Here is a 23445-nt window from a genome sequence, read left to right on the forward strand (position 1 = left end):
AGGCCTCCCGGCGATCAGGCCAGCATCCCCCTGGCCGCCCGGGAAAGCATCCGGGAAACTTCGTATTCGACTAAAAACCGGTCTTTAACATTTACGAGTTAGTAATCTCTCGGAAACGAGAGGTTTTGTTATGCGTACTCGTATCGTTCTGACAGCCGTCGGGCTGGCGCTGCTTGCCGGCTGCGCGACGGCGCCCAAACAGACGCGGAACATCTGCGCCGTCTTCGACGAGCGCGACGGGCTCTTCACCAGCTGGCAGCGTGCCGCCGAGCGGACGGAGAAGAAATACGGCGTGCCGGTGCCGATCCTGATGGCGACGATGTATACCGAATCCGGCTTCCAACCCTATGCGCGGCCGCCGCGCACCAAGCTGTTCGGCTTCATTCCCTGGACCCGGCCGTCGACGGCCTACGGTTATTCGCAGGCGCTCGACGGGACCTGGGATCACTATCAGTCGCAGACGGGGAACTGGGCCGCGCGCCGGACAAACTTTTCCGACGCGATCGATTTCATCGGCTGGTATCACTACCAGAACAGCGTGGAGACCGGCATTCCGCTGAACGATGCCTATAATCTCTATCTCGCCTATTATTCCGGTCCGACCGGATATAAGCGCGGCGACTGGCGCTCGAACGGGCAATTACAGCAGACGGCGCAGAGGTTCGCGCGGATGGCGGGGACGTATCAGCAGCAGCTACGGGAGTGTGATTGATTTAAGGGTGTGCAGAGGGGAACGCGGCACACGGGTCGTAGCGCTATCCCCGCAAATTCCCATACCGCACCGAGTAGATCCGGTCCCTGCCGAGCAGATGGGCGATCAGCGATCCCCTGTCGAAAAGACCGTGCATCGCCTGATGGCCGAGGTCGAGGCCGCCGCTCATGACGCCGAAGGCCGGCATGAGGAGGCGGGCGCCGTCGGTGGCAAAGCAGGGGCGGCGGACGGATTTGTCGCGGCGGCGGACCGTGGCCGACGGGTGCAGGTGGCCCGATATTTCGCCCTTCTGCAAGCCGTTCTTCGGCTCGTGGCGGAAGGTCAGGCCGGCATAATGCATCTCGTCAGTGGAAGCGCCCGGCAGATCGACGATGCCATCCGGATCATGGTTGCCGTTGATCCAGATCCATTCGCGGCCGCGCGCCATTTCGACGATCAGCGCCCGGAAATTCTCCGGCAGATGCTTTGAGCCGATACGGTCGTGGAAATTATCGCCGAGCGAGACGACGAGCTTCGGATCGTAGCGCGAGATGACGGCGGCAAGGACGGTCAGCGTCGCCAGCGTATCATAAGGCGGCAGCATCATGCCGCGGCGGGCAAAGGCCGCACCCTTTTCCAGATGCAGGTCGGAGACGACGAGCAGGCCGGCATCCGGCAGATAGAGAGCGCCGAGCGGATCGCAGACGGCGGCAATGCCATGGACCGACGTCTCGACGCCCGGCACCGTGGCCAATCCCGATATGTCGCGCGCCAGCGCCAGGCGGTTCATCACTTCTGTTATTCCCAAATACCGTCGTCAGGCCCAAGCCTCGTCAAGCAAGCGCTTCGGCGATCAGATCGTCCGCCGCTTCGGCGAGCAGCACATCATGGGCCTCGCCCGGCACCGCCTCGCGTCCGATTTCCAGCATCACCGGCACGGCGAGCGGGGAAATATGGTCGAGGGCGCGGTGGGTGATGTGGCCCCTGATTCGCCTCAGCATATCGCCAAGACGGCCAATATCCAAAAGTCCCGTCGCCGCATCCTGCCGCGTCGCCTGCAAGAGGATGTGATCCGGCTCGTGGCTGCGCAGCACGTCATAGATCAGATCGGCGGAGACGGTGATCTGGCGGCCGCTCTTTTCCTTGCCCGGATGGCGGCGTTCGATCAAGCCCGCAATCACGGCGCAATTGCGGAAGGTGCGTTTCAACAGGAAGGATTCGTCGAGCCAGGCTTCGAGATCGTCGCCGAGCATATCTTCATCGAAGAGGTCGGAGAGGCTGAGCCGGCCATTGCCGATCATCAGTCCCATATCCTCGAGCCCCCAGATGGCCAGCGAATAATCGGTGGCGACGAAGCCGAGCGGCTTGGCGCCGGCCCGCTCCAGCCGGCGGGTGAGCAGCATGCCGAGCGTCTGGTGGGCGAGACGGCCTTCGAAGGGATAGGCGACCATGTAGCCGCGGCTGCCGCGCGGGAAGGTTTCGATCAGGAACTCGTCGCGCTTCGGCAGCATCGACTTGTCGTTCTGTAAGGACAGCCAGTCGCGCACCTGATCCGGCAGGCGCTGCCATCGGTCGGGATCGGCGATCATCGCCCGCACCTGCTCGGCGAGATAGGTCGACAGCGGAAACTTGCCGCCATTGTAGGAGGGGATCTTCGGATCGAGCGAAAAGGCCTGCGACGCCAGGCACTCGTTTTCACGGATGCCCTCGAAGCGCAGCACCTTGCCGGAGAAGACGAACGTATCGCCCGGCGACATCTGCTCGAGGAAATATTCCTCGACCTTGCCCAGCGTGGCGCCGCCACGGCCGATCCTGCCGCCCTCGCCGCGCTTGACCATGCGGATATTCAGCATCGGGCTTTCGACGATGGTGCCGAGGTTGAGGCGGTATTGCTGGGCGACCGCAGGATTGGAGACGCGCCAGCGGCCCTCCTTGGTCTTGCGGATGCGGGCATAACGCTCGTAGGTCCGGAGCGCATAACCGCCGGTCGCGACGAAATCGACGATGCGCTCGAAGGTCTCCCAGCTGAGATCGGCATAGGGCGAGGCGCTGGTGACCTCGTCGTAGAGTTCCAGCATGTCGAAGGGTTCGGCGCAGGCCATGCCGAGCACGTGCTGGGCGAGCACGTCGAGCGCGCCGCGGCCGACGGGCGGGGTGTCCTGGGCGCCGATATAATTGGCGTCGAGGGCGGCCTGGCACTCCATGACCTCGAACCGGTTGGCCGGCACCAGGATCGCCTTCGAGGGCTCGTCCATACGGTGATTGGCGCGGCCGATGCGCTGGGCAAGACGCGAGGCGCCCTTCGGCGCGCCGACATGGATGACCAGATCGACATCGCCCCAATCGATACCGAGATCGAGGGTAGAGGTGGCAACGACGGCGCGCAGCCGGTTTTCGGCCATCGCCGCCTCGACCTTGCGGCGCTGGCCGACATCGAGCGAGCCGTGATGGAGCGCGATCGGCAGGTTGTCGTCATTGATCGTCCAGAGCGCCTGAAACAGCATTTCGGCCTGGCTGCGGGTGTTGACGAAAAGCAGCGTCGTCTTGTGTTCGAGGAGCTTGTTGTAGACGTCGGGAATGGCATACCGGGCGGAATGGCCGGCCCAGGGAATGCGCTCCTCGGTCGACAGGATCGAGATATCGGGCTTGGCGCCGCCTTCGACGACGACGAGGCCGGCATGATGCTCCCTGCCCTCCTCCTGGCCGACCAGCCATTTCTGCAGGTCCATGGGCTCGGCGACGGTGGCCGAGAGGCCGATGGTCTTGAGGTCGGGGGCAAGGCGGCGGAGACGAGCCAGGCCGAGCGAGAGCATATGGCCGCGCTTGGAGGTAACGAGCGAATGCAACTCGTCGAGGACGATATATTTCAGGTCCTTGAAGAAGCGTTCGGCCTCGCGGTTGGCCAGCAGCAGGGCGACCTGTTCCGGCGTGGTCAGCAGAATATCCGGCGGGTTGAGCTTCTGGCGCTGGCGCTTGGCGTTCGGCGTGTCGCCGGTGCGGTTTTCTATCGTGACCGGCAGGCCCATCTCCGCGACCGGTTTCATCAGGTTGCGCTCGATATCGATGGCGAGCGCCTTCAGCGGCGAGACATAGAGCGTGTGGATGCCGGTGAAGGCGGAGCCGGGCGGGATCTTGCCGCGGCGGGTGAGATCGGTGAGCGAGGGCAGAAAACCGGCGAGCGTCTTGCCGGCGCCGGTCGGCGCAATCAGCAGCGTGCTTTCACCGGCCTCGGCGCGCGCGAGCAATTCCAGCTGATGGGCGCGCGGTCGCCAGCCCTTTTCCGCAAACCAGCGGGTAAAGGCGGCAGGCAGCAGGGCACGGGCTTCGGAATCGATCTGGTCCACGCCTGGAAGGTAGTGAAATGCCAGGGAAAAAGAAGAGCCGCAGGCCTTCACATGGCGATATAGCGGTCCTTGCGGTGGTTGATGGCAATCGTGAGGTTGAGAACGATCGCACCAAGCACGGAGCAGGCGATGATGAAGGGGGTGGCGACGAAGAAGGAAAGCGCCAGGATGATGCCGTCGAAGCCGAGCTGAACGAAGCCGGCGCGCCAGCCGAAGCGATCCTGGAGATAGAGGGCGAGAATGCCGATGCCGCCGAGGCTGGCGCGGTGGCGGAAGAGCGCCAGCATGCCGGCGCCGATGACGAGGCCGCCGAACAGCGCGCCGGCTATCGGATCGACATGGGCAATGGTGATGAAGCCCGAGACGAATTCAGACAGGACCGAGGTCAGCGCGATGGCGGCAAAGGTCTTGATGGTGAAAGCGAGACCCAAACGGCGGAAAGCAAGATAATAGAAGGGCAGGTTCACGACAAAGAAGCAGAGGCCGAAGCTGAAGCCGGTCGCATAATGGGCGAGGAAGGCCATGCCCGCCGTGCCGCCGGCAAGCAGCCCGGCGCCGGAGAGAAGCGTTACGCCGAGCACGGCGAGCATGCTGCCGGCGACGATGCCCTGGGCGTCGTCGAAGAGCGAATGACGATCGGCGCTGGAATTCAGAAGGCCTGCGAAAGCGTTGGATGCCATGTTGTTCCCCTGTCGGCTTTTCCGTCTTCTATCCGGGGTCAGGATAAAGGCAAGTGGCAAGCAGCAAGCGCGCCTCTTGACATCCGATATAATCGTGGATATTTTTTATCCACGAATTGAGGAGGCATCCTGCATGAAGATGAGCGACGGGGTCGAGCAGGCCATTCACAGCGTGGCGATGCTTTCCGGACTCTCCGAAGGCGGCGTGCTTTCGGCGGCCGCGCTGGCGGAATTCCACGGCGTCTCGACGAGTTATCTGTTGAAGCATCTGCAGGCGCTGTCGGGCGCTGGCATCCTCGATACCGTGCCGGGGCCGAAAGGCGGATACAGGCTGGCAAAGGCGGCAAGCGAGATTTCGCTGCTTGACATCCTGCTTGCCGTCGAAGGACCGGCGCCGGCCTTCCGCTGCGCCGAAATCCGCCAGCGCGGACCGAACCCGGTCTCCGATCGCTTCTTTGCCCAACCCTGCACCATCAGTGCGGCGATGCTCAGAGCCGAACGGGTCTATCGGGCCGAACTTGCCAAGACCAGCATTGCCGATCTCGGCATCGAACTGAATGCCCTCGACGACGGATCGATCGCAGCCAGAGGCTGCGCTTTCCTCGAAATCCATGAACGCAAGACGGCTCGCTGAGCCACTCACACAGGAGAAAGACCATGCAACCACGTTTCAACTTCGCCAAAGCCGCTCCCGATGCCTACAAGGCGGTCGCTGCACTCGAGCAATATGTCCAGTCCTCCGGGCTGGAGCGCCGCTTCATCCACCTGATCAAGCTGCGCGCCTCGCAGATCAACGGCTGCGCCTATTGCGTCGACATGCATGTGAAGGAAGCCCGCCATGACGGGCTCTCCGAACAATGGATCAATCTGATGTGCGTCTGGCGGGAATCCCCGGTCTATGACGCCCGCGAACGGGCGCTGCTCGGCTGGGTGGATTCCGTCACCAACATCGCCAAAACTGGCGCCCCGGATGCCGACTACGAGACGCTGAAGGCGCATTTCTCCGAGAAGGAGATGACTGAGATTACGGTGGCGATCGGCGCGATCAACATCTGGAACCGGCTTGCCGTCGGCTTCCGCTCGCAGCATCCGATTGATGCGGCAACGAAGGCTGCGTGAGATATTTGCTGGAGGGGAAACATCCTCTGGCAACCGACCCGAAAACTCGGGTCGGTCGAATATCGGGTCACTCGTGATCCCGGGTGGCCCGTACGGCAACGGCGTCAAACCGATTGTCCGAGAGGTCGATGCTGTTGAACAGGTCTCGGACGACTTTCGCAATTTCCTCTGCGGAAGTGCCCTTGGCGTATTCTTCCTGCATACGGCGTCTCACAAGCTTTTCCAAATCTGACATAGTTCACCTCATCAAATCCGGCGCGGGAGGAGTGTCGCGCCGGGGCCGATCTGAGGCAAGTTACGATTTGTTTAGAATGGCTTACCGTTTTGTAAGGTTAGAGCGCGATGTAGCGATCGGCTCGGTGATTGATGGCGACGAAAAGGTTGAGGACGACGGCGCCGAGCACCGAATAGAAGACCACCGGCGGGGTGGTGACGAAGAAGGCGGCGGCGAGCACGCACATGTCGATGGCGAGCTGGACGAGGCCGGCGCGGATGCCGAAACGCTCCTGCAGATAGATGCCGAGAATGCCGACGCCGCCGAGGCTGGCGCGGTGGCGATAAAGCGCCAGCAGGCCGAAGCCGAGCAGCAGGCCGCCGAGCAGGGCGGCCCAGGCCGGATGAATGCTCGAAATCGAAAAGAAGCGCGACTGCACATCGGCAATCACCGAGGTCAGGCCGATGGCGACAAAGGTCTTGATGGTGAAGGCCATGCCGAGGCGCTTCCAGGAGAGATAGAAGAACGGCAGGTTGAGCAGGAAGAAGGCGAGGCCGAAATTGACGTCGAAGGCATAGTGCAGAAGGAAGGCCACACCGGCGGTGCTGCCGGTGAGAAGGCCGGCGCTGGCAAGCACGTAGAGGCCGAGCGCGGCAACGAGGCTGCCGGAGAATATGCCCTGCACATCCTCGATCGGGGTGTGGCGCGTCGCGCTGGTGTTCCAGACGCCAAGAGCATTGATGAGCTGTGTCATGTCGCCAATCTCCACGGCAGACGATGTTAAAAAACGCGCTGGGGGAGACCCGGGCGCGACGGAATTTTGCATAATGAAAGAAGCCGGAGCGCCTCGGCGATAATTGCCGGGCATCTCTGATGATGCAGCGCAGTATCGGGTTTTTCGGTCTTTTGATCAAGCAAAATAGGTAAGCAATGCTGACCTATTAAAAAATGGCAAGAAATGTTCGCTCACGCTGGTTTGCGCGTAAGGAACAGAATGCCGGATACCGGTTTTCCGCCATCTTTGCGAATGACCGACTTGACGGTCGCAAGGATTTGCAAGCCGTGACGGGCAAGAAGCGCCCTGACATAGCTTTCCGAATGGGCGTAACGCAGCGACGGGGCGAGATGGAAGCCCTCGCCGTCTCCGGCATCCTCGACGGAAAAGGCGATATCGGCGCCTGATGCCGCGAGTTCTCCGATGATGGCAAAGACGCTTTCGAGATTGCCGAGATACATCAGCACATCGGCCGCCGTCACCAGATCGGCGCGATGGCGGGCGGCATCGGCAAAGAGACCGGAGAGATCGGGTGCGAGCGAGAGGTCGGCCTGGGCGAGACTGTCATACACCTGTTTCTCGGCCGCCTTCACCAGCATGTTCTGCGAGAGGTCGAAGCCTTCCAGGCGGTCGACACGGCCACGGATCTCCGGGCCGAGCAGGCCGGTGCCGCAGCCGAGATCGACGGCGCGTTCGTAACGCCTGCCGGTGGAGGCGATCAGCGCTGCGAGCTTCTGCGGGACGCTGTAGTCGAGTTTTTCAACAAGGGCTGATTCGAAACGATCGGCATAGTCGTCGAAAAGGCGCTCGACATAGCGGCTTGGCGGCCGGTCGGGCGTGGCTACGTCGCCGAGAAGGGCGAGCTTGAGGGTTGCGCCGAAAATATCATCGGGATCGAAGGCAAGCGTCCTGCGGTAGGCCTCGATCGCGGCATCCGCCCTGCCCGCCTTTTCCAGATAGGTGGCGAGGCGATACCAGCCGGCGGCCCAGGCCGGCACGAGTTCGAGCGCCTGTTCCATCAGCTCGGCGGCCGCGTCCGGCTCACCGCCTTCTTCGAGCATCCTGGCATAGTCGGCGCGGCGGTCGGCGATGACATCGCCGGAGGAAAGCTGGTGGTGCATCAACGGACCTATTGGTTGGCCCGCATTTGGCGGCGGCCACAAAAAAACTCAAGTCCTATTTCAGAGGCGAAGCGGCCAATTCCGGAAAGGGCTTGCGGGCTGAAGGCCGCGACCTTATTCCAAGGGCAAACAGGAGATGGCTTATGTCCGATCAGGCGAACAGGTTCCTCGGCGATTCAATCGGCCGCACAGTGATAAAGCTTATCGTGGTGTCGCTGATCGTCGGTTTCGTCATGACCGTCTTCGGCCTGACGCCGTGGAGCATCATCGACGGCGTGCGCGACTTCATCCTGGAAGTCTGGCACCGGGGCTTTTCGGCACTCGGGCGCGTCGGCGACTATCTGATCCTCGGCGCGACGATCGTCATCCCGCTCTTCGTCATCCTTCGTCTTTTCAGCTACCGCCGCTAACATGACATCCATCGATCTTTCCAGGCGCGGGCTGCTGCGCCTTTCCGGACTTGCGCTCGCCGCCGGCATCGCCGGCTGCACCACGACCCCGCGGATCGCCGGGACGCCGTCCGACGGCGAGGACGAGACGGCGCGGGTGCTGCCGCTCGTCAACCAGCTCAGAGCCAAAAACGGCCTGCCGCCGCTGGCCGTCGACCCGGCAGCGAGTACGGCTGCTCTCTTCCAGGCGAAGCGCATGGCGAGCGCCGGCAAGATGGCGCACCTCATGGGCATGACCGACAGTTTTGGCGCACGTGTGAAAGCAAGTGGTGTCCGGCTGCCGGCGGCAGAGAATATCGCCTCCGGCCAGCAGAGCGTCGATGCCGTGGTGACGGCCTGGATCAACTCGCCGCATCATCTGGAAAACATGCTTGGGCGTTATGACGGCCTCGGTGTCGCCGTCGCCCATAATCCCTCTTCCCGGAACCTGCCCTATTGGGCCATGGTGCTTTCCAGCTGAGGCGATTCCGCCTGCAGCAATTCAGAATGTTACAGCGTCCCTAGCGCCTCTCACCAGGACGCGCGGCGCTGTCGCGGCGAGGCAGGCATGGATAGCAGGATCGACGACAACAGGCTCGCTTTCGACGTGACCCACCGGCTGGTGCTGTCGATCGCCCTTCCGATGACGCTCGGCTTCATGACGACGCCGCTGCTCGGGCTGACCAACACCGCCGTGGTCGGCCGCATGGGCAATGCGGAGGCGCTGGCGGGGCTGGCGATCGGCGCGATGCTCTTCGATCTGATCCTCGGCAGCTTCAACTTCCTGCGCGCTTCGACCACAGGGCTGACGGCGCAGGCCTATGGCCGCCGGGATCAGCACGAACAGCAGGCGGTTTTCTCCAGGGCGATGATCTCGGCGCTCGGCTGCGGGCTGTCGCTGCTCTGTCTTTCGCCACTGCTGATGGCGGCGGGCTTGACGCTGATGGGCGCGGAGGGTGCGATCGCAGAGGCGACCAGCACCTATTTCTCCATCCGCATGCTGGCGGCACCGGCGGCGCTGGCGAATTACGCCATCCTCGGCTTCGTGCTCGGACGCGGACAGGGCAATATCGGACTGCTGCTGCAGGCGATCATCAACGGCATCAACATCCTGCTTTCCATCTATCTCGGCCTGACCCTCGATTGGGGCGTGGCGGGGGTCGCCTGGGGAACGATGGCGGGCGAAACCGTCGGCGCGCTTGCCGGGCTTGTCATCGTGCTGCGCGGCTTTAACAAGGCAGAGCGGCCGGCATGGGCGGAGATCGTTTCGCGGCATCGGCTGGCCGAGCTTTTCGCGCTCAACCGCGACATCCTGATCCGCACCTTCGTGCTGATCGGCGCCTTCACCATCATGACGCGGATCGGCACCAGCTTCGGCGCGGTGACGCTTGCCGCCAACGCCGTGGTGATGAATTTCTTCCTGCTATCAGGCTACTATCTCGACGGGCTTGCCAATGCCGCCGAACAGATTATCGGCCGGGCGATCGGCGCGCGTTACCGGCCGGCCTTCGACCGCGGGCTGAGGCTGACGATCTTGTGGTCCTTCGGGCTGGCGGCAATCGGCTCCGCCTTCTTCTTCCTCGCCGGACCCTGGCTGATCTCAGTGCTGACGACTTCAGCCGAGGTCCGGCAGGCGGCCGAAACCTATCTGCCCTGGGCGGCGGTGACGGGGCTGACCGGCGCGCTCGCCTTCCTGATGGACGGGGTCTTCATCGGCGCGACATGGTCGGCCGAGATGCGCAACCGGATGCTGATGTCCTTTGCCGGCTATCTGCTGATGCTCGCGGTCTTCGTGCCGCTCTTCGGCAATCATGGCCTGTGGCTGGCGATGAACGCCTTCCTGCTCTTCCGCGGCGTCTTCCTGGCGATGCTGGTCAAGCGGCGCGCCGATCAGACCTTCCGCGCCGCCCAATAATCCCGCCTGGTATCGCGCAGGTCGCGGATCGAGCCGGCCTTTTCGCGGTCCAGGAGTTTCGACAGGCCGCGGACGATATCGCCGGCGAGGCCCGGGCCTTCATAGACCATGCAGGAATAGAGCTGGACGAGATCGGCGCCGGCCCTGATCTTTTCCAGCGCGGTTTCGGCCGAGGAGACGCCGCCGACGCCGATGATCGGCAGATCAGGGCCGACGCGCTTGCGCATCCTGGCGAGCACCGCCGTCGACTTTTCGAACAGCGGCACGCCGGAAAGGCCGCCCGCCTCCTTCGCCTGGCGCTGATCCTTCAGCCCGTCGCGCGACAGCGTGGTGTTGGAAACGATCAGGCCATCCAGCGCATGCGAGAGTGCTTCGGCGGCGATATCATCCATGCCTTCCTCGGTCAGATCGGGGGCGATCTTCAGAAAGACCGGGATCTTCCGGCCTGTTGTCGCCGCCATCTCGTCGCGTGCCGCAAGCACGGATGACAGCAGCACCGCCAGGCTTTCGCGCCCCTGCAGGTCGCGCAGGCCGGGCGTGTTCGGCGAGGAGATGTTGGCGGTGAAATAGCGGGCGACGGAATAGAAGCGGCGGATGCCGGCGACATAATCGGCGACGCGGTCCTCGCTGTCCTTGTTGGCGCCGATATTGACGCCGATCATGCCACCGCCCGTTAGCGCGGCGAGGCGCCCAAAGGCGGCATCATGGCCTTCATTGTTGAAACCGAGACGGTTGATGACGCCTTCATCCTCCACCAGGCGGAAGATGCGCGGCCGCGGATTGCCGGATTGCGGTTTCGGCGTCACCGTGCCGATCTCGGTAAAGCCGAAGCCGAGCTTCAGCAGCGCCTCCGGCACCTCGGCATTCTTGTCGTAACCCGCGGCCATGCCGAGCGGGTTGTCGAAGGTAAGGCCGGCGACGGTCTGGCGCAGGCGCGGATCGGGCTTGAGCTGGCAGGCGGGCACGAGGCCGGATTTCAGCGCGGCGATCGACATGCCGTGTGCCGTTTCCGGATCGAACAGGAAGAGACCCTTGCGGGCGAGACGCTTGAAAGGATCGATCATGGCCTAAGCTCCGGGAAAATATGGGCGCCGGCTTCGTCGAGCGGCAGAGGCGCCTCCCAGAGCACGGCCGCCAGCGGCAGATCGGCGAAGAGATGCGGGAAGAGATCGCCGCCGCGCGAAGGCTCGAAGACCAGCTTGTCACCGAAGCCGCTGCCATCGACCGCAATCAGCAGCAGGCCGGACTGGCCGGCAAAATGCAGGGCGGCGGTCTGCTTCACCTGGGCTGCCGTCGAGAAATGGATGAAGCCATCCGTGAGATCGATGCCGGCGCCATGAAAAGTGCCGGTTTGTCTGGCTTGCTGCCAGAGCGTTTCCGTCACGATCTTGTAAAGGGTCGGTGTCAGGGTCATCATGGCCTCGCGACTGCTGGTCCTTGGTCACGAGGCTTTGCCGGAAAGAGGCGGCGATGTCCACGCCCCGGCGCGAAAAACGGGACCGCTGGAACAGAATTAGAGCATGATGTCGTCCGAAAACCGCGCACACTTTTCGGCATCATGCTCCAGTAGCAAAATCCGGAGGATGAGACGATGAAGGTTTTGGTTCTGACACTTGGCGTTTTTCTCCTGCCGTTGGCGGCCTCGGCGGCTGAACCCGATGCCGGCCGCTTCCAGCTGGAGAAGAGCGGCGATCATTTTGTCCGGCTCGACCGGCAGACCGGGGCCATGTCGATCTGCCAGGACAAGGACGGCGCCCTCGTCTGCCGGATGGCGGCCGACGAGCGGGCGGCCTATGAGGACGAACTCGACCGGCTGGCAAAGCGGGTGACGGCGCTTGAACAGGGCAATGTCGCCCAGCGCGCGCTGCCGAGCGACGCCGAGGTCGAGCGTTCGATCAGCATCATGGAGCGGATGATGAAGAGTTTCATGGGGATGGTGAAGGAGTTCCAGGCTGAGGAAAACACCAATCCCCTTCCGCAGAAGACCTGATTGATATAGTCCTATGCCAGCAAGCCAGCATGCAACGCGGAGGGACGGCGTCGCATGCAGGCATGATCGGGCTCTTGGGAGGGAGTTTTCGATGCAGGAACAGACCATCATCATTGCCGACGATCATCCGCTTTTCCGCGACGCGCTACGCCAGGCGGTGATCGGCATGGAAGGCCGGCAGTCGATCGTCGAAGCCGGCGATTTCGCGGCCGCACGCCGGGCCGCCGGCGCCCATGCGGATGCCGACCTGATGCTGCTCGACCTCGCCATGCCCGGCGTCAGCGGCTTTTCCGGGCTGATGGCATTGCGCTCGGAATTCGCCAGCCTGCCGATCGTCATCGTCTCGGCCACCGACGATGCGACGACGATCCGCCGGGCGCTGGAGCTCGGGGCTTCCGGCTTCATTTCGAAATCCTCCGGCATCGACGATATCCGCCGGAGCATCCAGACGGTGCTTGCCGGCGACATCGCCACGCCGGAAAGCTACCGCGACGGGCAGGAGCAGGATCCCGATGTCGCCGACCTGATCCACCGCCTGCATACGCTGACGCCGCAGCAGAGCCGGGTGCTGACCATGCTCGGCGAAGGGCTGCTGAATAAGCAGATCGCCTATGAACTCGGCGTCTCCGAGGCGACGATCAAGGCGCATGTCTCGGCGATCCTGCTGAAACTCGATGTCGACAGCCGGACGCAGGCGGTGATCCAACTCGGCAAGATCAACATGGCGATGGTCGCCTGAGCGTGGCACGCCTGACGTGACAGGATTTTATTCCTAGTATTTCCTTGGCGAATTCAAACCTTGCGAATACGAGAATCCCAACAGCTTAGGGATTCTATGCTGTCATGTTGGCTTTGTGGAGGGAATATTTTCACAACGAGGCGGCTGCCTTCCATGTGGAGAGCATTCGGTGGCCACAAGACCCGGCTTGCCCTCACTGTGGCTACAGGGCCGTATCTACAAGCTGGAAAGCGTGGTCACGATGCCTTCAAAGAAGAACCGAAGGCACAGAGCGCCACGGCATCATGGGCAAGTGGCTTACCTATAACCAATCTGTTTCTAAGCAGTCATATCGGGGCCACTCGCGGTAGCTTTCATTTGAGTTTGAGGACGGTCGCCTGTGAATAACGCGAATTGTGAATCAATATCAAAGCCTTAGCCATAACGTCGTTAAGATATTGATTCATATTGAGAATCTGATACAATCCATCTTGGTAGGAACGCCGACCACTCTCGACGCTTTTGCGTCTTATCCGATGTATGGCAGCACAGACGCAGCCTATCAACATCGGACGAAACAGGAGCCGGGGCCTACCACTTTTTTTTGAACTTGTACCCATAGAAACGAAAGATCCGCTCTTGGTCAGCAGACAGATTCGCCTCCCAATACCTCGTTGGTTGGAGAACTAAACCGTAGTCACGTTTGTCGTGGCCGGCATCATGTGCAACGCGAGGGGATAGTGCCTCGGCATAGTCGCAACGGCATGGGCCGGTGTCTAGGTTGTCAACGGCCTGATAGAATGCGCTGGCCGCCACGTCGGCGAGTTGCAATCCCGCCCTTTGGTAGTGAGGGTAGTTCTCTACTAGGTGAAAACTCATCACTTCCCATCGGGGCGACCATTTATTGAGATAAATGGTTTTCCCTCGCGCCTGTCTCTTTATGAGGTCGTGATACGCTGCGGTCTGACTATATGAGTGGCCGCCTGTCTGAGAAAAGACAAACTTGACGTGACGGCGCTGCAACCCTTCATCTTCGGCGAACCGTAGGCAAAAGTCAGTGACACGCTCGATCAGTATGCGGACTATCCAGTTGTAGAACCATTGCTTCGTACTGACACTTGCAGCTTTCTCGTTAGTGTAGCCGCGCATGTTCTTTTTGTTGGAGGCTACGCAGAAAATTCTAACGGGCAGCTTTGCAATCTCATGGCACATCGTCAGTTTTTGATCTTCGTCAAGGTCTTTAAAATGGATGACGTGGTTGTGAGTGCGGCCGACCGCATTGTTCAAGTTCGTGACCCAAGCTTTTGTTTCGTCGTCACGATATCGTCGTACGAGCACCGCTGATATGACTAGCCACTCGGTGCTGCCAGCTTCATCAACAGGCCGCACGCGTTTCAAGCCTGGGTCTCCCGACTCGTCGATATATGCTATGAACTCGTAGTCTGGAATTGTTGGGTCGCCCATAAGGATCAACTATGAACGCGAAGAATGAGAAGTTGCAAGAGGACAAGTTCCGCAACGCTACTCGCCAGTTCGAGACGGACAACTACGAGAAGCGCTTTGATGAGCGGCTAAGCAGGATCGCGAAGGCGCTACCACCGAAGGACAACAAGCCAGACGGAGCCAGCCCGCCAAATGAGCGGGCTTTTTTGTGAGGCAACGATGACAGATCAAAACAGCGAAATGACAGTGCCATCGCTAGAAATGGCCGAACGTCTATTGCAGCAAGGAGAGACGTTTCTACAGGCTCAATTCGAAGCGGCGATTGCGGCGGATCAGCGTGCTATGACAATGGCGGCGTTCTTTGCGTCGGTGGCCGCTGCGATTGGTGCAGGAGCGATCGCCTATTGGGATAAAAGCGGCGATCTGCCAATTCTCATCGCTGGGTTAGTTGGTTCTGGCCTTATGGCAATTGGAGCCTGTATCTGCCTCTGGGCGGCGCGTCCCGTCGATTTCTTTTATCCGGGGACACATCCGGAGTGCTGGTATAGCGTGCTGAATAGGCCGTTGAATGAAGTCCTTTGGGGCGAAGCCCAAAACTATCAGGACAACATTGAAAAAAACGGAACGTTTCTAACGCAGAACAGCAAAGCTCTTATTTACGGAGCTTCGCTGTCAGCTGTGGCACCGATGGTAGGAATAGCAGCGTGGCTGTTCTTTACAGCTATTTACCCTTCTTCCCCGGCGGTGGCGGCTTTGGACGGCTCTCGCTCACCGTTGTTCTTGGATGCTTATCAGCATAGCTCTCCTTGACATAACGGCCTGTCACGGCGCTGCGATGATCTTTCCCATCGCCACCTATGGGTTTCTTTACCATGAGCGTCTCCTTTCAATCGGAGATTTACATATACCCGATTCTCGCGCGGGCGTATCAGATACATGGCCAGGATTTTATTCCTCCTTTATCTTTACTCGGGCGGCACGCTCGGTTAACATTCCGCCCGGTTGAGCCGCGGCTTAAAGCGCGTCGCGATCCTTCCGATCGCTCTCGCGCTTTAAGTTTTTGTTTCACCGCATGTCGTTATCGCAAAACCGCTGCACGGTTTTGCGCGACATGTTTGAGGATGAGCCGCACGGAATCGCGCGCATGCTGTCACACGACCAGATTTGGGAAGCGATCGACAGGCTTGCCGAACGGCGCGAGCTGACGCCATCCGGTCTTGCGCGCCGCGCCGGGCTCGACCCGACCTCGTTCAACAAGTCGAAACGGCTTTCCGCCGACGGGCGCTTGCGCTGGCCTTCGACGGAATCGATCGCCAAGGTGCTCGACGCGACAGGGGCGAGCATGGAGGAGTTTCTTGCCTTCATGCGGCCGGACGCCGGGCCGGGACAGCCGGCCGGACAGTCTGACGGCGCGTTTCCGCCGCAAGGCAGCTCCATTCCACTGCTCGGCTTCGCGCAGGCCGGCGCCGGCGGCTTTTTCGACGATGGCGGTTTTCCGGCCGGCCAGGGCTGGGACGTGGTGGAATTTCCGGCAGCCCCGGCACAGAAGGCGGGCGTCTATGCGCTGGAGGTGCAGGGCGAGAGCATGATGCCCCTTTACCGCGACGGCGACGTGCTGATCGTCGAGCCGGGCGCCCAGGTGCGGCGCAACGACCGCGTCGTCGTGCGCACAAACGAGGGCGAGGTGATGGCCAAGGTGCTGCTGCGGCAGAGCCCTCGGTCGATCGAACTGATGTCACTCAATCCCGAACATCCCAACCGCACCCTCGAGCTTTCCGACGTCGATTGGATCGCCCGCATCATCTGGGCCAGCCAATAGGAAGATATTCCATGCGCCCTGCCGCCATCTTCACAGGTCTCACAGGGATGGTGGTGGTGGCCGGCCTGCTGATGGCGGGCGAAGCAAGACTTCGCGGCAGCGCAGTCGGGGAAGAGACGACGTCCGCAGAGGAAACGGCGACTGCGGCGGAGGCTGCCCCCGCAGCCGGCAAAGCCGCTGCGATTTCGGACGATCAAGCCGAAATGATCGCCCGGTCAGCGGAACCGGCGGTTCCGCCCGCTCCGGATCCAGGCGGCGATGTCGCACCCAAACCCGCCAATATAGCGCAAAAAGCGGAGACGACGGCCGGGCAGGCGGCCGGCCCGGCCGCGAAAAAACCGATGGAGCTGGCGCGGCCGATGGTCGAACATGCCGGCATGCTTTCCTTTGGCGAGCGGAAACTTCAGCTTACCGGCATCGTGCCGACGCCGGCCGACAGAATATGCGGGCCGGCGGGCCGGCAATGGCCCTGCGGCATGATGGCGAAGACGGCGCTGCGTCAGCTGCTGCGCAACCGCAGCGTCACTTGCGATGTCGAGACAGCGGAATGGAAGGAAACGGTGACGGCCGCCTGCCGGCTCGGCACCCAGGATCTCGGCTCATGGCTTGCCGAAAATGGCTGGGCGGAAGCGGCGGCGGGGTCGCCGCTTGCGGGGATCGCCGAGACGGCCAAGCAGGCGGGAAAAGGCGTCTATGGCGCCGATCCGCGCCGCAAATGACCGGCCGCCATGACAAGCGCGAACAGCCGCGGATATGGCCGATCTCTTGTAATGACTGCAACCAATTCCTAATCTGGGCAGATCGAAAAAGGAATCAGAGATGAACAAGCCGCTTTCCGCCCATGATGCGCTGATCTACGTGATGGTCATGGCATCCGCCGTCGACAGCACGATGAACGACAGGGAGATGACAAGGATCGGCCAGTTGATCGGGTTCCTGCCGGTTTTCCGGGATTTCGACGACGACAAGCTGATTTCGGTGGCGCGCGACTGCGCCGCGCTGCTGGCCGGGCCGGAAGGCCTCGACGTCGTGCTCGAAACCGTGCGCGACACCCTGCCGGTAAAGCTTTACGACACGGCCTATGCGCTGGCCGTCGAAGTGGCCTCCGCCGATCTTTCGGTCAAGGCGGAAGAATTGCGGCTGCTCAGCCTGCTGCGCGACCGGCTCGGTCTCGACAAGCTCACCTGCGCGGCGATCGAGCGCAGCGCGATTGCGCGCTTCCGCAAGGGCTGAGCGCCCGCAGTTCGGACCGCGGCGTCAATAGAGCCCGTAGGGGAAATACCGCAGATAGATTTCCTGAAGACGGCCGTTGCGCGACAGCGTGGCGAGCGCGTGGTCGATGGCCGCCGTCAGCACGCCATCCTTCTGCCGCAGCATGATCGTCATGCCCTCGCCGAGGAAATGTTCGGAGAGATAGGGACCGTCGAAAAGCGCGCAGCATTTGGCCGAAGCCGGCGAAGAGACCCAGAAGGAAAGCTGCAGCGCATCGGCGAAAGCGGCATCGACCTTGCGGTCCTTGAGCGCCGTCAGCAGGGCGTCCTTGGTGTCGAAGGCTTGCGCCTTGATCGCCGGGAAGAAGGCGGCCAGCATCGCCTCATGCACCGTCCCCCGGACGACACCGACCGGATGGCTGGAAAGGGCGGCAGCCGTCTTGCCGTCGAGCGGCACGGCGAGATTGCGCACGAAGCGCGCCGGCAGCATCAGATAGGGTCGGGAGAAGACGAATTGCCGGCGCAGCTCCGGCGTCACGGCAAGGCCGGCAATGACGGCATCGCCCTGCGAGGCGGCAAGCGCATCCTTGAGGTCGGCGAAGGGGATCGCCTGGATCTGGCACTTGTCCGAGATCTCCAGCTCGCTGCAGATTTCGCGGGCGAGGTCGACATTGAAGCCGGAGAGCTTGCCGTTCTGATCGGTGAAATTGAAGGGCGGGAAATCGACCGATGTCAGGAAGCGCAGGCGCACCAGCGAGGAGAGATCCGGTCTCGCAAGACGTTCGCGCGCATCGAAAAGCAGCGGCAGCGAGGGCGACGCCTGCTGGGCGGATGCGGCAAGGCTCGAAAAGAGCGCTGACAAGAACAGGCCGAACGCGAAGAAAACCTTCAGAGTCAGGGATGCCAGCTTGGATTGCGTCATCGTGATCTTGATCTCGGGGCTCAGTGGGAAGCGTTGCGGCGAGATGTATCAGAGTCATGCGTGGCGGGGAATATGTGTGGGAGTGGGGGAGCAGAATGACAGTCGCGTCGACACACCCGCCTCGCCCTTCGAGGCCGGCGGAGCACCTCAGAATGAGGCTCTGTTGCATGCCGGTTCCGAGGCTTGATCCTGGGTGCCATGGCGCGCAGCTTTTGCCCCTAAAAATTGCGGGCATCCGCGCCGCCGTGTTAGCGCGGAATTAAAGAATATCGCCTTTTATTTGTTGCGACGACATCGGACCCCGCCAGCCGATCGCATGATGCACGCGTCAGTCCAAACCTATCCTTGAACCGCAATATTGAAGCAGTCCTTTCTGCAGCAATTGATTTCAAAAGCACCGGGCGCGCGACACGCCCCGTCAATCGGGTGACATTTCCATGCTGAAGCATCTGAAAATCCGCACAAAAATCATCTCGGTCGTGGCGCTGCTCGGGCTGATCACGATGGCCGGGCTGATCTACGTCATCTCCGAGTTCCGCCGTGCGGACGCCGCCTACAGCGCCTTCATCGATCATGAAGCGCAGGCCTCGATGCTGAGCGCGCGCGCCAGCGCATCGGCGGTGGCCTCGGTGCTGCAGGTAACCCTGATTGCCGACATGAAGCCCGATACGCCGGCATTCCAGACGGCGCTCGCCACGCCGAGCAAGCTGCCGCAGGCGCGTGACCGGATGAAGCAGGCGCTGGCGCTGGTGCCCAGCCGCAAGGCGGCGATCGATGAGATCCAGGCCGGCATCGACGAAATCGAAATCCTGGCAAACAAGATCATCGAACAGAGCAAGGCCAAGGACAGCGCCGGCGCGCTTTCGAATGTTGCCCTGATCAATGCCAAGCTCGATGCCCTGACGCCGAAAATGATCGCCAACAATGATGCGATGATGGCGATGCTCAATGATGGCGGCGATGCGCTCTCGGCTTCCGTCAACGGGCGGATCGTCCTCTGCCTCGTGCTGATCGGCATCGCCGTTCTCATTGCCGTCGGCGTCAGCGTGGTCGTCGCCCAGATGGGCATCGCCGGCCCGATGACGCAGCTGCGCCAGCGCATGACGCGGCTTGCCGAAGGCGATACGACAAGCGAAGTCAGCGGCCTCGACCGCCGCGACGAAGTCGGCCAGATGGCAAAGGCCGTCTCGATCTTCCGCGACAACGCGATCGAACGGGCCGAGATCGAGGCACGCGCCGAAACCGACCGCAATGTCAGCGATAGCGAGCGGCGCGAACGCGAGGCGCAGAAGGCCCGCGAAGCATCCGAACTCGAACGCGCCGTTGCCGCACTCGGCGACGGCCTGCGCCGCCTTGCCGCCGGCGATCTCGCCTCGCATATCGACGAGCCTTTCGTCGCGCATCTCGATGCGCTGCGTGAGGATTTCAACAATTCGGTCGAGAAGCTCAACGAAACCATGCATACGGTCGGCGCCAATGCCCGGGCGATCGGCGCCGGCGCCAACGAGATCCGCTCGTCCGCCGACGAGCTTTCCCACCGGACGGAACAGCAGTCGGCCTCGGTCGAAGAGACGGCAGCGGCCCTCGAAGAGATCACCACGACGGTGCGCGACGCCGCCAAGCGTGCCGAGGAGGCGAGCCAGCTCGTCGCCCGCACCCGCCTCGGCGCCGAGAAATCCGGCGAGGTCGTCCGCAAGGCCGTTTCCGCCATGCAGCAGATCGAGAAATCCTCGGGTGAAATCTCCAACATTATCGGCGTCATCGACGACATCGCCTTCCAGACCAACCTGCTGGCCCTGAACGCGGGCGTCGAAGCGGCGCGCGCCGGCGAAGCCGGCAAGGGCTTTGCCGTCGTCGCCCAGGAAGTGCGCGAACTCGCCCAGCGCTCGGCCAATGCCGCCAAGGAGATCAAGGGGCTGATCACCAATTCCGGCACACATGTGCAGACCGGCGTCTCGCTGGTCGGCGAGACCGGCAAGGCGCTCGATGCGATCGTTGCCGAAGTGCAGGAAATCAACCAGCATGTCCACGCGATCGCCGAAGCCTCCCGCGAACAATCGATCGGGCTTCAGGAGATCAACACCGCCGTCAACACCATGGATCAGGGCACCCAGCAGAATGCGGCGATGGTCGAGGAATCCACCGCCGCCAGCCACAGCCTCGCCACCGAAGCGGCGGCGCTGAACAATCTGCTCGGCCAGTTCAGGCTGACCGGCACAGGCGGCTTCACCGCCAGCGCGCCGATCCCGGCCGCAGCACCGCGCGTGGCCCCGCGCCCGGCGGTCAGGGCAGCCCCGATCCGCGTCGCCAAAGAAGGCACCGCCCGTCCGGCCGCCTCGCCGGCCCGCGCGCTCGGCCAGAAAATCGCCAACGCCTTCGGCGCCGGCAGCAGCACACCATCGTCAAGCCCAGATGCCGACTGGACGGAATTCTGAGCCGGTCAAAACAGGCATTGGCAAGGGCGGCTGCGGCCGCCCTTTCCTTTTAGGTATCGTCTAAGCCGGCCGCCAGCCGATCTCGACGAGGATGTTTCCGGGCGCCGTGCAATAAAACAGCCAGCCGCCGCGCATGGCGGCCGGCGGGCCGGACAGATCAGCACCGGCAGCCGCAAGCCCGGCATGGACCGCATCGACATCCGCCCTCTCGGGCAGAATGAAGCCGATGTGATAGGTCTGGCGCCCCATTTCCACCTGATCGGCGGTGCCGAATTTTGCGATTGCGTGGCTGAGGACGATTTCGAGGCCGGTATCGTCTTCCAGGATCGCGAGGCCGTTCTGACCGCGCATATCCTTAAGCTTCAGACCGAAATGGCGGATGAAGAAATCCGCCGTGGCAGCGACATCGGGAACGTGGAAATCGAGATGGTTCAAGCGCATGACAGTCTCCGTTCGAAAAAATCCCGGGACTGCCTTTTTGCCGTCTCCGCACGCCGCCGGGATCCCGCATCTTGATGCGGATCACGTCGCGGGTTCTCGTGCCATGGCACGGAGCAGAGCTTCCCCAGAGCGTTTAACGCTCGAAAGGAAGGGACCGGGCTTACCTCAACCGATCCTGCCTTTTTCGACGATGCCGATCTAGCAGACGGCACCGGTTTCGGCAATGGATGGCTCGGCGCGTCTGGAGGAACGGGATTCTCACCCTATTATCCATAGGTGGATGTCACGTCCGGCCGCTCGATCACGACGTCCCCCCGGGGTGCTTCCCAAAGGATTGAAGAGCGGCATGGGCATTCGTGTCGGGAACTCTCTCCGGCAAGGGGTAGAGTGACGCTATTCACGGCATTGGGAGGGATGGACATGAAACCTGCAATCATCGGCCTTATCGGCACGCTCGCTCTGGCGGGATGCAACACCGTCAGCTACAGCGGACCAGGCCTCGAACCCATCCCCGGCAGCATTACCTATAGCGGCCAACCGCGCACCAAGCTCACCAAATCGCCGGTTGGTTCCGCCTTTCCGCATGATTTCATCGACCAATACGGCCAGCAGGTGGAGGAAACCTACATCATCCAGCCCGACCGGAGCCTGATCATCGCGCACCGGCAATATAAGCCGATCCGCTTTTTCGGGGATTAGGCCTTGGTCGGCGTGGTCTAGATACATCGCCCAGACGGTTTAGAGGCCATGGGTCTGGATCAAGTCCGCGGTGTTTTCGGCAAGCGCGTCGACCGCCGCTTGACGGACTTCGAGTCCGGATTTCAGTCCGAGCCGGATCAACCCGTCAGGGCCAGCCAATCACCGATCGTTTTTCCGTAACGCCGCGTGGAGCGGATGGCCGGAGCCGGCCGCTGTTGAGTTGCCACCGTCCTTCGGATTTCACGCGGGCTCAGCTTGAATTCGTGGATGAAGGCGCGCGTAAAATTGGCCGCGACCTCGAAACCGGCGGCTTCCGCGATTTCTGAAATCGGCCTGTGGTCGGCCGGATTGCTGAGATCCGCATAGGCCTGCAGCAATCGCCGCTTGCGAATATAATTGAGCACGCCTCCGTTCGCCTCAAACAGCTGGTAAAGCCGCGTACGCGAAATCCCCAACGCGCGGCACATCATGTCCGGTGTCAAGTTTTCCGAATGGAGATTGACGTGAATGTAGCGGTGCGCCCGCTCCATCAGTCCCATGTTGGTCTGGTTTTGACCGGTATCAGTCCTTGTGGACGATGCGGCGCCCGCAACGACCATATCGCCGATGGTTTGGATGATCCGGGGCACTTCCTCTATCGTCAGATTGCCGAGGTTCGTTTCGAGGCCCGTGAGATAGCCCGTGAGTAACTCGGCGTGGCTGCCCGAAAGAACCGTGTTGCCGGCGCTTTGGAGAAGGCTCGCATCGCGAGCCAGCAGCTCATACGGCAGGAACACGAGCAAAGCTTCGGTATCGGTCATCCGTCCGCGATAGGGACTGCCGAGAGACATGAAAAATATCTCGCCGGCACCGGTCTCGGTGACACGACGGTTGACCTCGGTCCAGGCCTGGCCGCTGCGCTGCAGGCCGACGTTCCAATGGTCGATGGGGCTCGATCGAAGCATGGCCTGATCGCGGATATATCTGTGGGCATGCGCACGCTGCTGGACGACGAGGATATCGCCGAGATGCCAGCCGATCTGCTCTGCGAGGAACCCGTCTTCCGGTGATTTTCCCTCCGGCAGATGAACATCCACGAGCGGCGCCATATGTGCCCGCCAGGCCTCGAATTGTTCTGCCGGCGGCAGGTCCTGCGTCGAGAATCGCAGCGGCACGAGTGCAGGGGAGGCATGGAGTGGGCGTTCCTTGCGCATGGCCGGTTCACGCGGCCATCGCCGCCGCTCCATATGCGCCGGCCGTTCCTGTTCGGCGGCAGCATCATCGTCGGATTCAGACCCTGTAGCCATCCAATTCCTCCAGCGCATAACCCGACCCGAGCCATGAAAATTGAGAAAAGCAATTGTTTTTGCGGCTGAAATCTCCGCAGAACTACGTCTGAAAACGCGGAAGTGCTCGAAAAGTATCCTCCATAAGTTGTTTACCATATTCCTTTTCGCTCTGAAATGTACGGAGCGATAATTTCCAGGACGTGAGGATAACG

Annotated in this window: 28 protein-coding genes; 16 read left to right on the forward strand and 12 right to left on the reverse strand. The window is 61.9% G+C overall.

Annotated features, from left to right (window positions below):
• Positions 1-130 precede the first annotated feature (130 nt).
• Positions 131-712, forward strand: coding sequence for a transglycosylase SLT domain-containing protein (locus ACMUVN_RS26710; protein WP_025570306.1), 582 nt, complete (start codon positions 131-133; stop codon positions 710-712).
• A gap of 43 nt (positions 713-755) precedes the next feature.
• Here ACMUVN_RS26710 and pdeM read toward each other — a convergent pair whose 3' ends face one another.
• The 3 genes from pdeM to ACMUVN_RS26725 are packed head-to-tail and all read right to left on the reverse strand — an operon-like array spanning position 756 to position 4715.
• Positions 756-1481: a ligase-associated DNA damage response endonuclease PdeM gene (gene pdeM, locus ACMUVN_RS26715; RefSeq protein WP_414815731.1), complete on the reverse strand. Its 726-nt coding sequence runs from the start codon at positions 1479-1481 to the stop codon at positions 756-758.
• Positions 1482-1524: 43 nt separating this feature from the next.
• Complete coding sequence (locus ACMUVN_RS26720) at positions 1525-4035, reverse strand: ligase-associated DNA damage response DEXH box helicase (RefSeq protein ID WP_097594992.1); 2511 nt, start codon at positions 4033-4035, stop codon at positions 1525-1527.
• Between the two features lie 47 nt (positions 4036-4082).
• The gene (locus ACMUVN_RS26725) at positions 4083-4715 is read right to left on the reverse strand and encodes a YitT family protein (protein ID WP_025570301.1); all 633 of its coding nucleotides are present in this window, start codon (positions 4713-4715) and stop codon (positions 4083-4085) included.
• A gap of 133 nt (positions 4716-4848) precedes the next feature.
• Here ACMUVN_RS26725 and ACMUVN_RS26730 point away from each other — a divergent pair, with 133 nt between their 5' ends.
• The gene (locus ACMUVN_RS26730) at positions 4849-5349 is read left to right on the forward strand and encodes an RrF2 family transcriptional regulator (protein WP_025570300.1); all 501 of its coding nucleotides are present in this window, start codon (positions 4849-4851) and stop codon (positions 5347-5349) included.
• A gap of 23 nt (positions 5350-5372) precedes the next feature.
• Positions 5373-5834 carry a carboxymuconolactone decarboxylase family protein gene (locus ACMUVN_RS26735; RefSeq protein ID WP_414815677.1) on the forward strand — a complete coding sequence of 154 codons (462 nt, stop codon included), beginning with the start codon at positions 5373-5375 and terminating at the stop codon, positions 5832-5834.
• Between the two features lie 67 nt (positions 5835-5901).
• Here the strand turns inward: ACMUVN_RS26735 and ACMUVN_RS26740 are convergent, their stop codons facing one another.
• The 3 genes from ACMUVN_RS26740 to ACMUVN_RS26750 all read right to left on the reverse strand — a co-directional run bounded on the left by ACMUVN_RS26740 (position 5902) and on the right by ACMUVN_RS26750 (position 7947).
• Positions 5902-6069: a hypothetical protein gene (locus ACMUVN_RS26740; protein WP_155295742.1), complete on the reverse strand. Its 168-nt coding sequence runs from the start codon at positions 6067-6069 to the stop codon at positions 5902-5904.
• Positions 6070-6166: 97 nt separating this feature from the next.
• On the reverse strand, positions 6167-6802 hold the full coding sequence (locus tag ACMUVN_RS26745) for a YitT family protein (protein ID WP_047617264.1): 636 nt from the start codon (positions 6800-6802) through the stop codon (positions 6167-6169).
• 212 nt (positions 6803-7014) lie between these two features.
• Positions 7015-7947 (reverse strand): methyltransferase domain-containing protein, encoded by a 933-nt coding sequence (locus ACMUVN_RS26750; RefSeq protein ID WP_414815678.1) that lies wholly within the window; start codon positions 7945-7947, stop codon positions 7015-7017.
• A 140-nt stretch (positions 7948-8087) separates the two neighbouring features.
• Between ACMUVN_RS26750 and ACMUVN_RS26755 the strand changes: the two genes are divergently transcribed.
• The 3 genes from ACMUVN_RS26755 to ACMUVN_RS26765 all read left to right on the forward strand — a co-directional run bounded on the left by ACMUVN_RS26755 (position 8088) and on the right by ACMUVN_RS26765 (position 10287).
• Positions 8088-8354 (forward strand): DUF6460 domain-containing protein, encoded by a 267-nt coding sequence (locus tag ACMUVN_RS26755; protein ID WP_028756102.1) that lies wholly within the window; start codon positions 8088-8090, stop codon positions 8352-8354.
• Position 8355: 1 nt separating this feature from the next.
• Positions 8356-8853 (forward strand): CAP domain-containing protein, encoded by a 498-nt coding sequence (locus ACMUVN_RS26760; protein ID WP_047617023.1) that lies wholly within the window; start codon positions 8356-8358, stop codon positions 8851-8853.
• A gap of 87 nt (positions 8854-8940) precedes the next feature.
• Positions 8941-10287 (forward strand): MATE family efflux transporter, encoded by a 1347-nt coding sequence (locus ACMUVN_RS26765; RefSeq protein WP_414815679.1) that lies wholly within the window; start codon positions 8941-8943, stop codon positions 10285-10287.
• On the opposite strand, the gene ACMUVN_RS26770 is transcribed toward ACMUVN_RS26765, so the two are convergent.
• Positions 10263-11351: a quinone-dependent dihydroorotate dehydrogenase gene (locus ACMUVN_RS26770; RefSeq protein WP_028756105.1), complete on the reverse strand. Its 1089-nt coding sequence runs from the start codon at positions 11349-11351 to the stop codon at positions 10263-10265. The two genes, ACMUVN_RS26765 and ACMUVN_RS26770, sit on opposite strands and share 25 nt — an antisense overlap.
• Positions 11348-11701 carry a DUF952 domain-containing protein gene (locus ACMUVN_RS26775; RefSeq protein WP_025570287.1) on the reverse strand — a complete coding sequence of 118 codons (354 nt, stop codon included), beginning with the start codon at positions 11699-11701 and terminating at the stop codon, positions 11348-11350. The genes ACMUVN_RS26770 and ACMUVN_RS26775 overlap by 4 nt, the downstream gene beginning before the upstream one ends.
• A gap of 177 nt (positions 11702-11878) precedes the next feature.
• Between ACMUVN_RS26775 and ACMUVN_RS26780 the strand changes: the two genes are divergently transcribed.
• The 3 genes from ACMUVN_RS26780 to ACMUVN_RS26790 all read left to right on the forward strand — a co-directional run bounded on the left by ACMUVN_RS26780 (position 11879) and on the right by ACMUVN_RS26790 (position 13366).
• Positions 11879-12277, forward strand: coding sequence for a hypothetical protein (locus ACMUVN_RS26780; RefSeq protein ID WP_414815680.1), 399 nt, complete (start codon positions 11879-11881; stop codon positions 12275-12277).
• 91 nt (positions 12278-12368) lie between these two features.
• Positions 12369-13016, forward strand: a complete 648-nt coding sequence (locus tag ACMUVN_RS26785; protein ID WP_028756106.1) for a response regulator — start codon at positions 12369-12371, stop codon at positions 13014-13016.
• 104 nt (positions 13017-13120) lie between these two features.
• Positions 13121-13366 (forward strand): transposase, encoded by a 246-nt coding sequence (locus ACMUVN_RS26790; protein WP_414815681.1) that lies wholly within the window; start codon positions 13121-13123, stop codon positions 13364-13366.
• A gap of 220 nt (positions 13367-13586) precedes the next feature.
• Here the strand turns inward: ACMUVN_RS26790 and ACMUVN_RS26795 are convergent, their stop codons facing one another.
• The gene (locus tag ACMUVN_RS26795) at positions 13587-14459 is read right to left on the reverse strand and encodes a DUF3800 domain-containing protein (protein ID WP_414815682.1); all 873 of its coding nucleotides are present in this window, start codon (positions 14457-14459) and stop codon (positions 13587-13589) included.
• An 11-nt stretch (positions 14460-14470) separates the two neighbouring features.
• Here ACMUVN_RS26795 and ACMUVN_RS26800 point away from each other — a divergent pair, with 11 nt between their 5' ends.
• The 5 genes from ACMUVN_RS26800 (at position 14471) to ACMUVN_RS26820 (ending at position 17490) form a co-directional block, all read left to right on the forward strand.
• On the forward strand, positions 14471-14650 hold the full coding sequence (locus tag ACMUVN_RS26800) for a hypothetical protein (RefSeq protein WP_414815683.1): 180 nt from the start codon (positions 14471-14473) through the stop codon (positions 14648-14650).
• Between the two features lie 7 nt (positions 14651-14657).
• Complete coding sequence (locus tag ACMUVN_RS26805; protein WP_414815684.1) at positions 14658-15248, forward strand: hypothetical protein; 591 nt, start codon at positions 14658-14660, stop codon at positions 15246-15248.
• Between the two features lie 334 nt (positions 15249-15582).
• A complete protein-coding gene (locus ACMUVN_RS26810) occupies positions 15583-16257 on the forward strand; it encodes a S24 family peptidase (RefSeq protein ID WP_028756107.1) in 675 nt (224 codons plus the stop codon).
• A gap of 11 nt (positions 16258-16268) precedes the next feature.
• Positions 16269-16976, forward strand: coding sequence for a thermonuclease family protein (locus ACMUVN_RS26815; protein ID WP_414815685.1), 708 nt, complete (start codon positions 16269-16271; stop codon positions 16974-16976).
• A gap of 100 nt (positions 16977-17076) precedes the next feature.
• A complete protein-coding gene (locus ACMUVN_RS26820) occupies positions 17077-17490 on the forward strand; it encodes a tellurite resistance TerB family protein (RefSeq protein WP_025570278.1) in 414 nt (137 codons plus the stop codon).
• A gap of 24 nt (positions 17491-17514) precedes the next feature.
• Here ACMUVN_RS26820 and ACMUVN_RS26825 read toward each other — a convergent pair whose 3' ends face one another.
• On the reverse strand, positions 17515-18390 hold the full coding sequence (locus tag ACMUVN_RS26825; protein ID WP_414815686.1) for a transporter substrate-binding domain-containing protein: 876 nt from the start codon (positions 18388-18390) through the stop codon (positions 17515-17517).
• A 437-nt stretch (positions 18391-18827) separates the two neighbouring features.
• On the opposite strand from ACMUVN_RS26825, the gene ACMUVN_RS26830 reads away from it, so the two are divergent.
• Entirely contained in the window at positions 18828-20825 is a 1998-nt protein-coding gene (locus tag ACMUVN_RS26830) for a methyl-accepting chemotaxis protein (protein WP_097594928.1), read from the forward strand.
• 60 nt (positions 20826-20885) lie between these two features.
• Here the strand turns inward: ACMUVN_RS26830 and ACMUVN_RS26835 are convergent, their stop codons facing one another.
• Positions 20886-21266 carry a VOC family protein gene (locus tag ACMUVN_RS26835; protein WP_414815687.1) on the reverse strand — a complete coding sequence of 127 codons (381 nt, stop codon included), beginning with the start codon at positions 21264-21266 and terminating at the stop codon, positions 20886-20888.
• A gap of 420 nt (positions 21267-21686) precedes the next feature.
• Here ACMUVN_RS26835 and ACMUVN_RS26840 point away from each other — a divergent pair, with 420 nt between their 5' ends.
• Entirely contained in the window at positions 21687-21965 is a 279-nt protein-coding gene (locus ACMUVN_RS26840) for a hypothetical protein (protein WP_414815688.1), read from the forward strand.
• 137 nt (positions 21966-22102) lie between these two features.
• Here ACMUVN_RS26840 and ACMUVN_RS26845 read toward each other — a convergent pair whose 3' ends face one another.
• Positions 22103-23251, reverse strand: coding sequence for a helix-turn-helix domain-containing protein (locus ACMUVN_RS26845; RefSeq protein WP_414815732.1), 1149 nt, complete (start codon positions 23249-23251; stop codon positions 22103-22105).
• Positions 23252-23445: the final 194 nt, after the last annotated feature.

This window comes from Rhizobium sp. IY2 (genome assembly GCF_047532935.1).
GTDB classification, from domain to species: Bacteria; Pseudomonadota; Alphaproteobacteria; order Rhizobiales; family Rhizobiaceae; genus Rhizobium; species Rhizobium anhuiense.

What these genes read in the sequence shown, in the direction of transcription:
- ACMUVN_RS26760 (WP_047617023.1), top strand. Translation starts at nt 8,356, where the DNA reads ATGACATCCATCGATCTTTCCAGGCGCGGGCTGCTGCGCCTTTCCGGA.
- ACMUVN_RS26780 (WP_414815680.1), top strand. Translation starts at nt 11,879, where the DNA reads ATGAAGGTTTTGGTTCTGACACTTGGCGTTTTTCTCCTGCCGTTGGCG.
- ACMUVN_RS26805 (WP_414815684.1), top strand. Translation starts at nt 14,658, where the DNA reads ATGACAGATCAAAACAGCGAAATGACAGTGCCATCGCTAGAAATGGCC.
- ACMUVN_RS26845 (WP_414815732.1), bottom strand. Translation starts at nt 23,251, where the DNA reads ATGGCTACAGGGTCTGAATCCGACGATGATGCTGCCGCCGAACAGGAA.
- ACMUVN_RS26795 (WP_414815682.1), bottom strand. Translation starts at nt 14,459, where the DNA reads ATGGGCGACCCAACAATTCCAGACTACGAGTTCATAGCATATATCGAC.
- ACMUVN_RS26790 (WP_414815681.1), top strand. Translation starts at nt 13,121, where the DNA reads ATGTTGGCTTTGTGGAGGGAATATTTTCACAACGAGGCGGCTGCCTTC.
- ACMUVN_RS26825 (WP_414815686.1), bottom strand. Translation starts at nt 18,390, where the DNA reads ATGACGCAATCCAAGCTGGCATCCCTGACTCTGAAGGTTTTCTTCGCG.
- ACMUVN_RS26800 (WP_414815683.1), top strand. Translation starts at nt 14,471, where the DNA reads ATGAACGCGAAGAATGAGAAGTTGCAAGAGGACAAGTTCCGCAACGCT.
- ACMUVN_RS26710 (WP_025570306.1), top strand. Translation starts at nt 131, where the DNA reads ATGCGTACTCGTATCGTTCTGACAGCCGTCGGGCTGGCGCTGCTTGCC.
- ACMUVN_RS26815 (WP_414815685.1), top strand. Translation starts at nt 16,269, where the DNA reads ATGCGCCCTGCCGCCATCTTCACAGGTCTCACAGGGATGGTGGTGGTG.
- ACMUVN_RS26835 (WP_414815687.1), bottom strand. Translation starts at nt 21,266, where the DNA reads ATGCGCTTGAACCATCTCGATTTCCACGTTCCCGATGTCGCTGCCACG.
- ACMUVN_RS26840 (WP_414815688.1), top strand. Translation starts at nt 21,687, where the DNA reads ATGAAACCTGCAATCATCGGCCTTATCGGCACGCTCGCTCTGGCGGGA.
- ACMUVN_RS26830 (WP_097594928.1), top strand. Translation starts at nt 18,828, where the DNA reads ATGCTGAAGCATCTGAAAATCCGCACAAAAATCATCTCGGTCGTGGCG.
- ACMUVN_RS26725 (WP_025570301.1), bottom strand. Translation starts at nt 4,715, where the DNA reads ATGGCATCCAACGCTTTCGCAGGCCTTCTGAATTCCAGCGCCGATCGT.
- ACMUVN_RS26740 (WP_155295742.1), bottom strand. Translation starts at nt 6,069, where the DNA reads ATGTCAGATTTGGAAAAGCTTGTGAGACGCCGTATGCAGGAAGAATAC.
- pdeM (WP_414815731.1), bottom strand. Translation starts at nt 1,481, where the DNA reads ATGAACCGCCTGGCGCTGGCGCGCGACATATCGGGATTGGCCACGGTG.
- ACMUVN_RS26755 (WP_028756102.1), top strand. Translation starts at nt 8,088, where the DNA reads ATGTCCGATCAGGCGAACAGGTTCCTCGGCGATTCAATCGGCCGCACA.
- ACMUVN_RS26745 (WP_047617264.1), bottom strand. Translation starts at nt 6,802, where the DNA reads ATGACACAGCTCATCAATGCTCTTGGCGTCTGGAACACCAGCGCGACG.
- ACMUVN_RS26810 (WP_028756107.1), top strand. Translation starts at nt 15,583, where the DNA reads ATGCTGTCACACGACCAGATTTGGGAAGCGATCGACAGGCTTGCCGAA.
- ACMUVN_RS26735 (WP_414815677.1), top strand. Translation starts at nt 5,373, where the DNA reads ATGCAACCACGTTTCAACTTCGCCAAAGCCGCTCCCGATGCCTACAAG.
- ACMUVN_RS26775 (WP_025570287.1), bottom strand. Translation starts at nt 11,701, where the DNA reads ATGACCCTGACACCGACCCTTTACAAGATCGTGACGGAAACGCTCTGG.
- ACMUVN_RS26730 (WP_025570300.1), top strand. Translation starts at nt 4,849, where the DNA reads ATGAAGATGAGCGACGGGGTCGAGCAGGCCATTCACAGCGTGGCGATG.
- ACMUVN_RS26765 (WP_414815679.1), top strand. Translation starts at nt 8,941, where the DNA reads ATGGATAGCAGGATCGACGACAACAGGCTCGCTTTCGACGTGACCCAC.
- ACMUVN_RS26820 (WP_025570278.1), top strand. Translation starts at nt 17,077, where the DNA reads ATGAACAAGCCGCTTTCCGCCCATGATGCGCTGATCTACGTGATGGTC.
- ACMUVN_RS26770 (WP_028756105.1), bottom strand. Translation starts at nt 11,351, where the DNA reads ATGATCGATCCTTTCAAGCGTCTCGCCCGCAAGGGTCTCTTCCTGTTC.
- ACMUVN_RS26785 (WP_028756106.1), top strand. Translation starts at nt 12,369, where the DNA reads ATGCAGGAACAGACCATCATCATTGCCGACGATCATCCGCTTTTCCGC.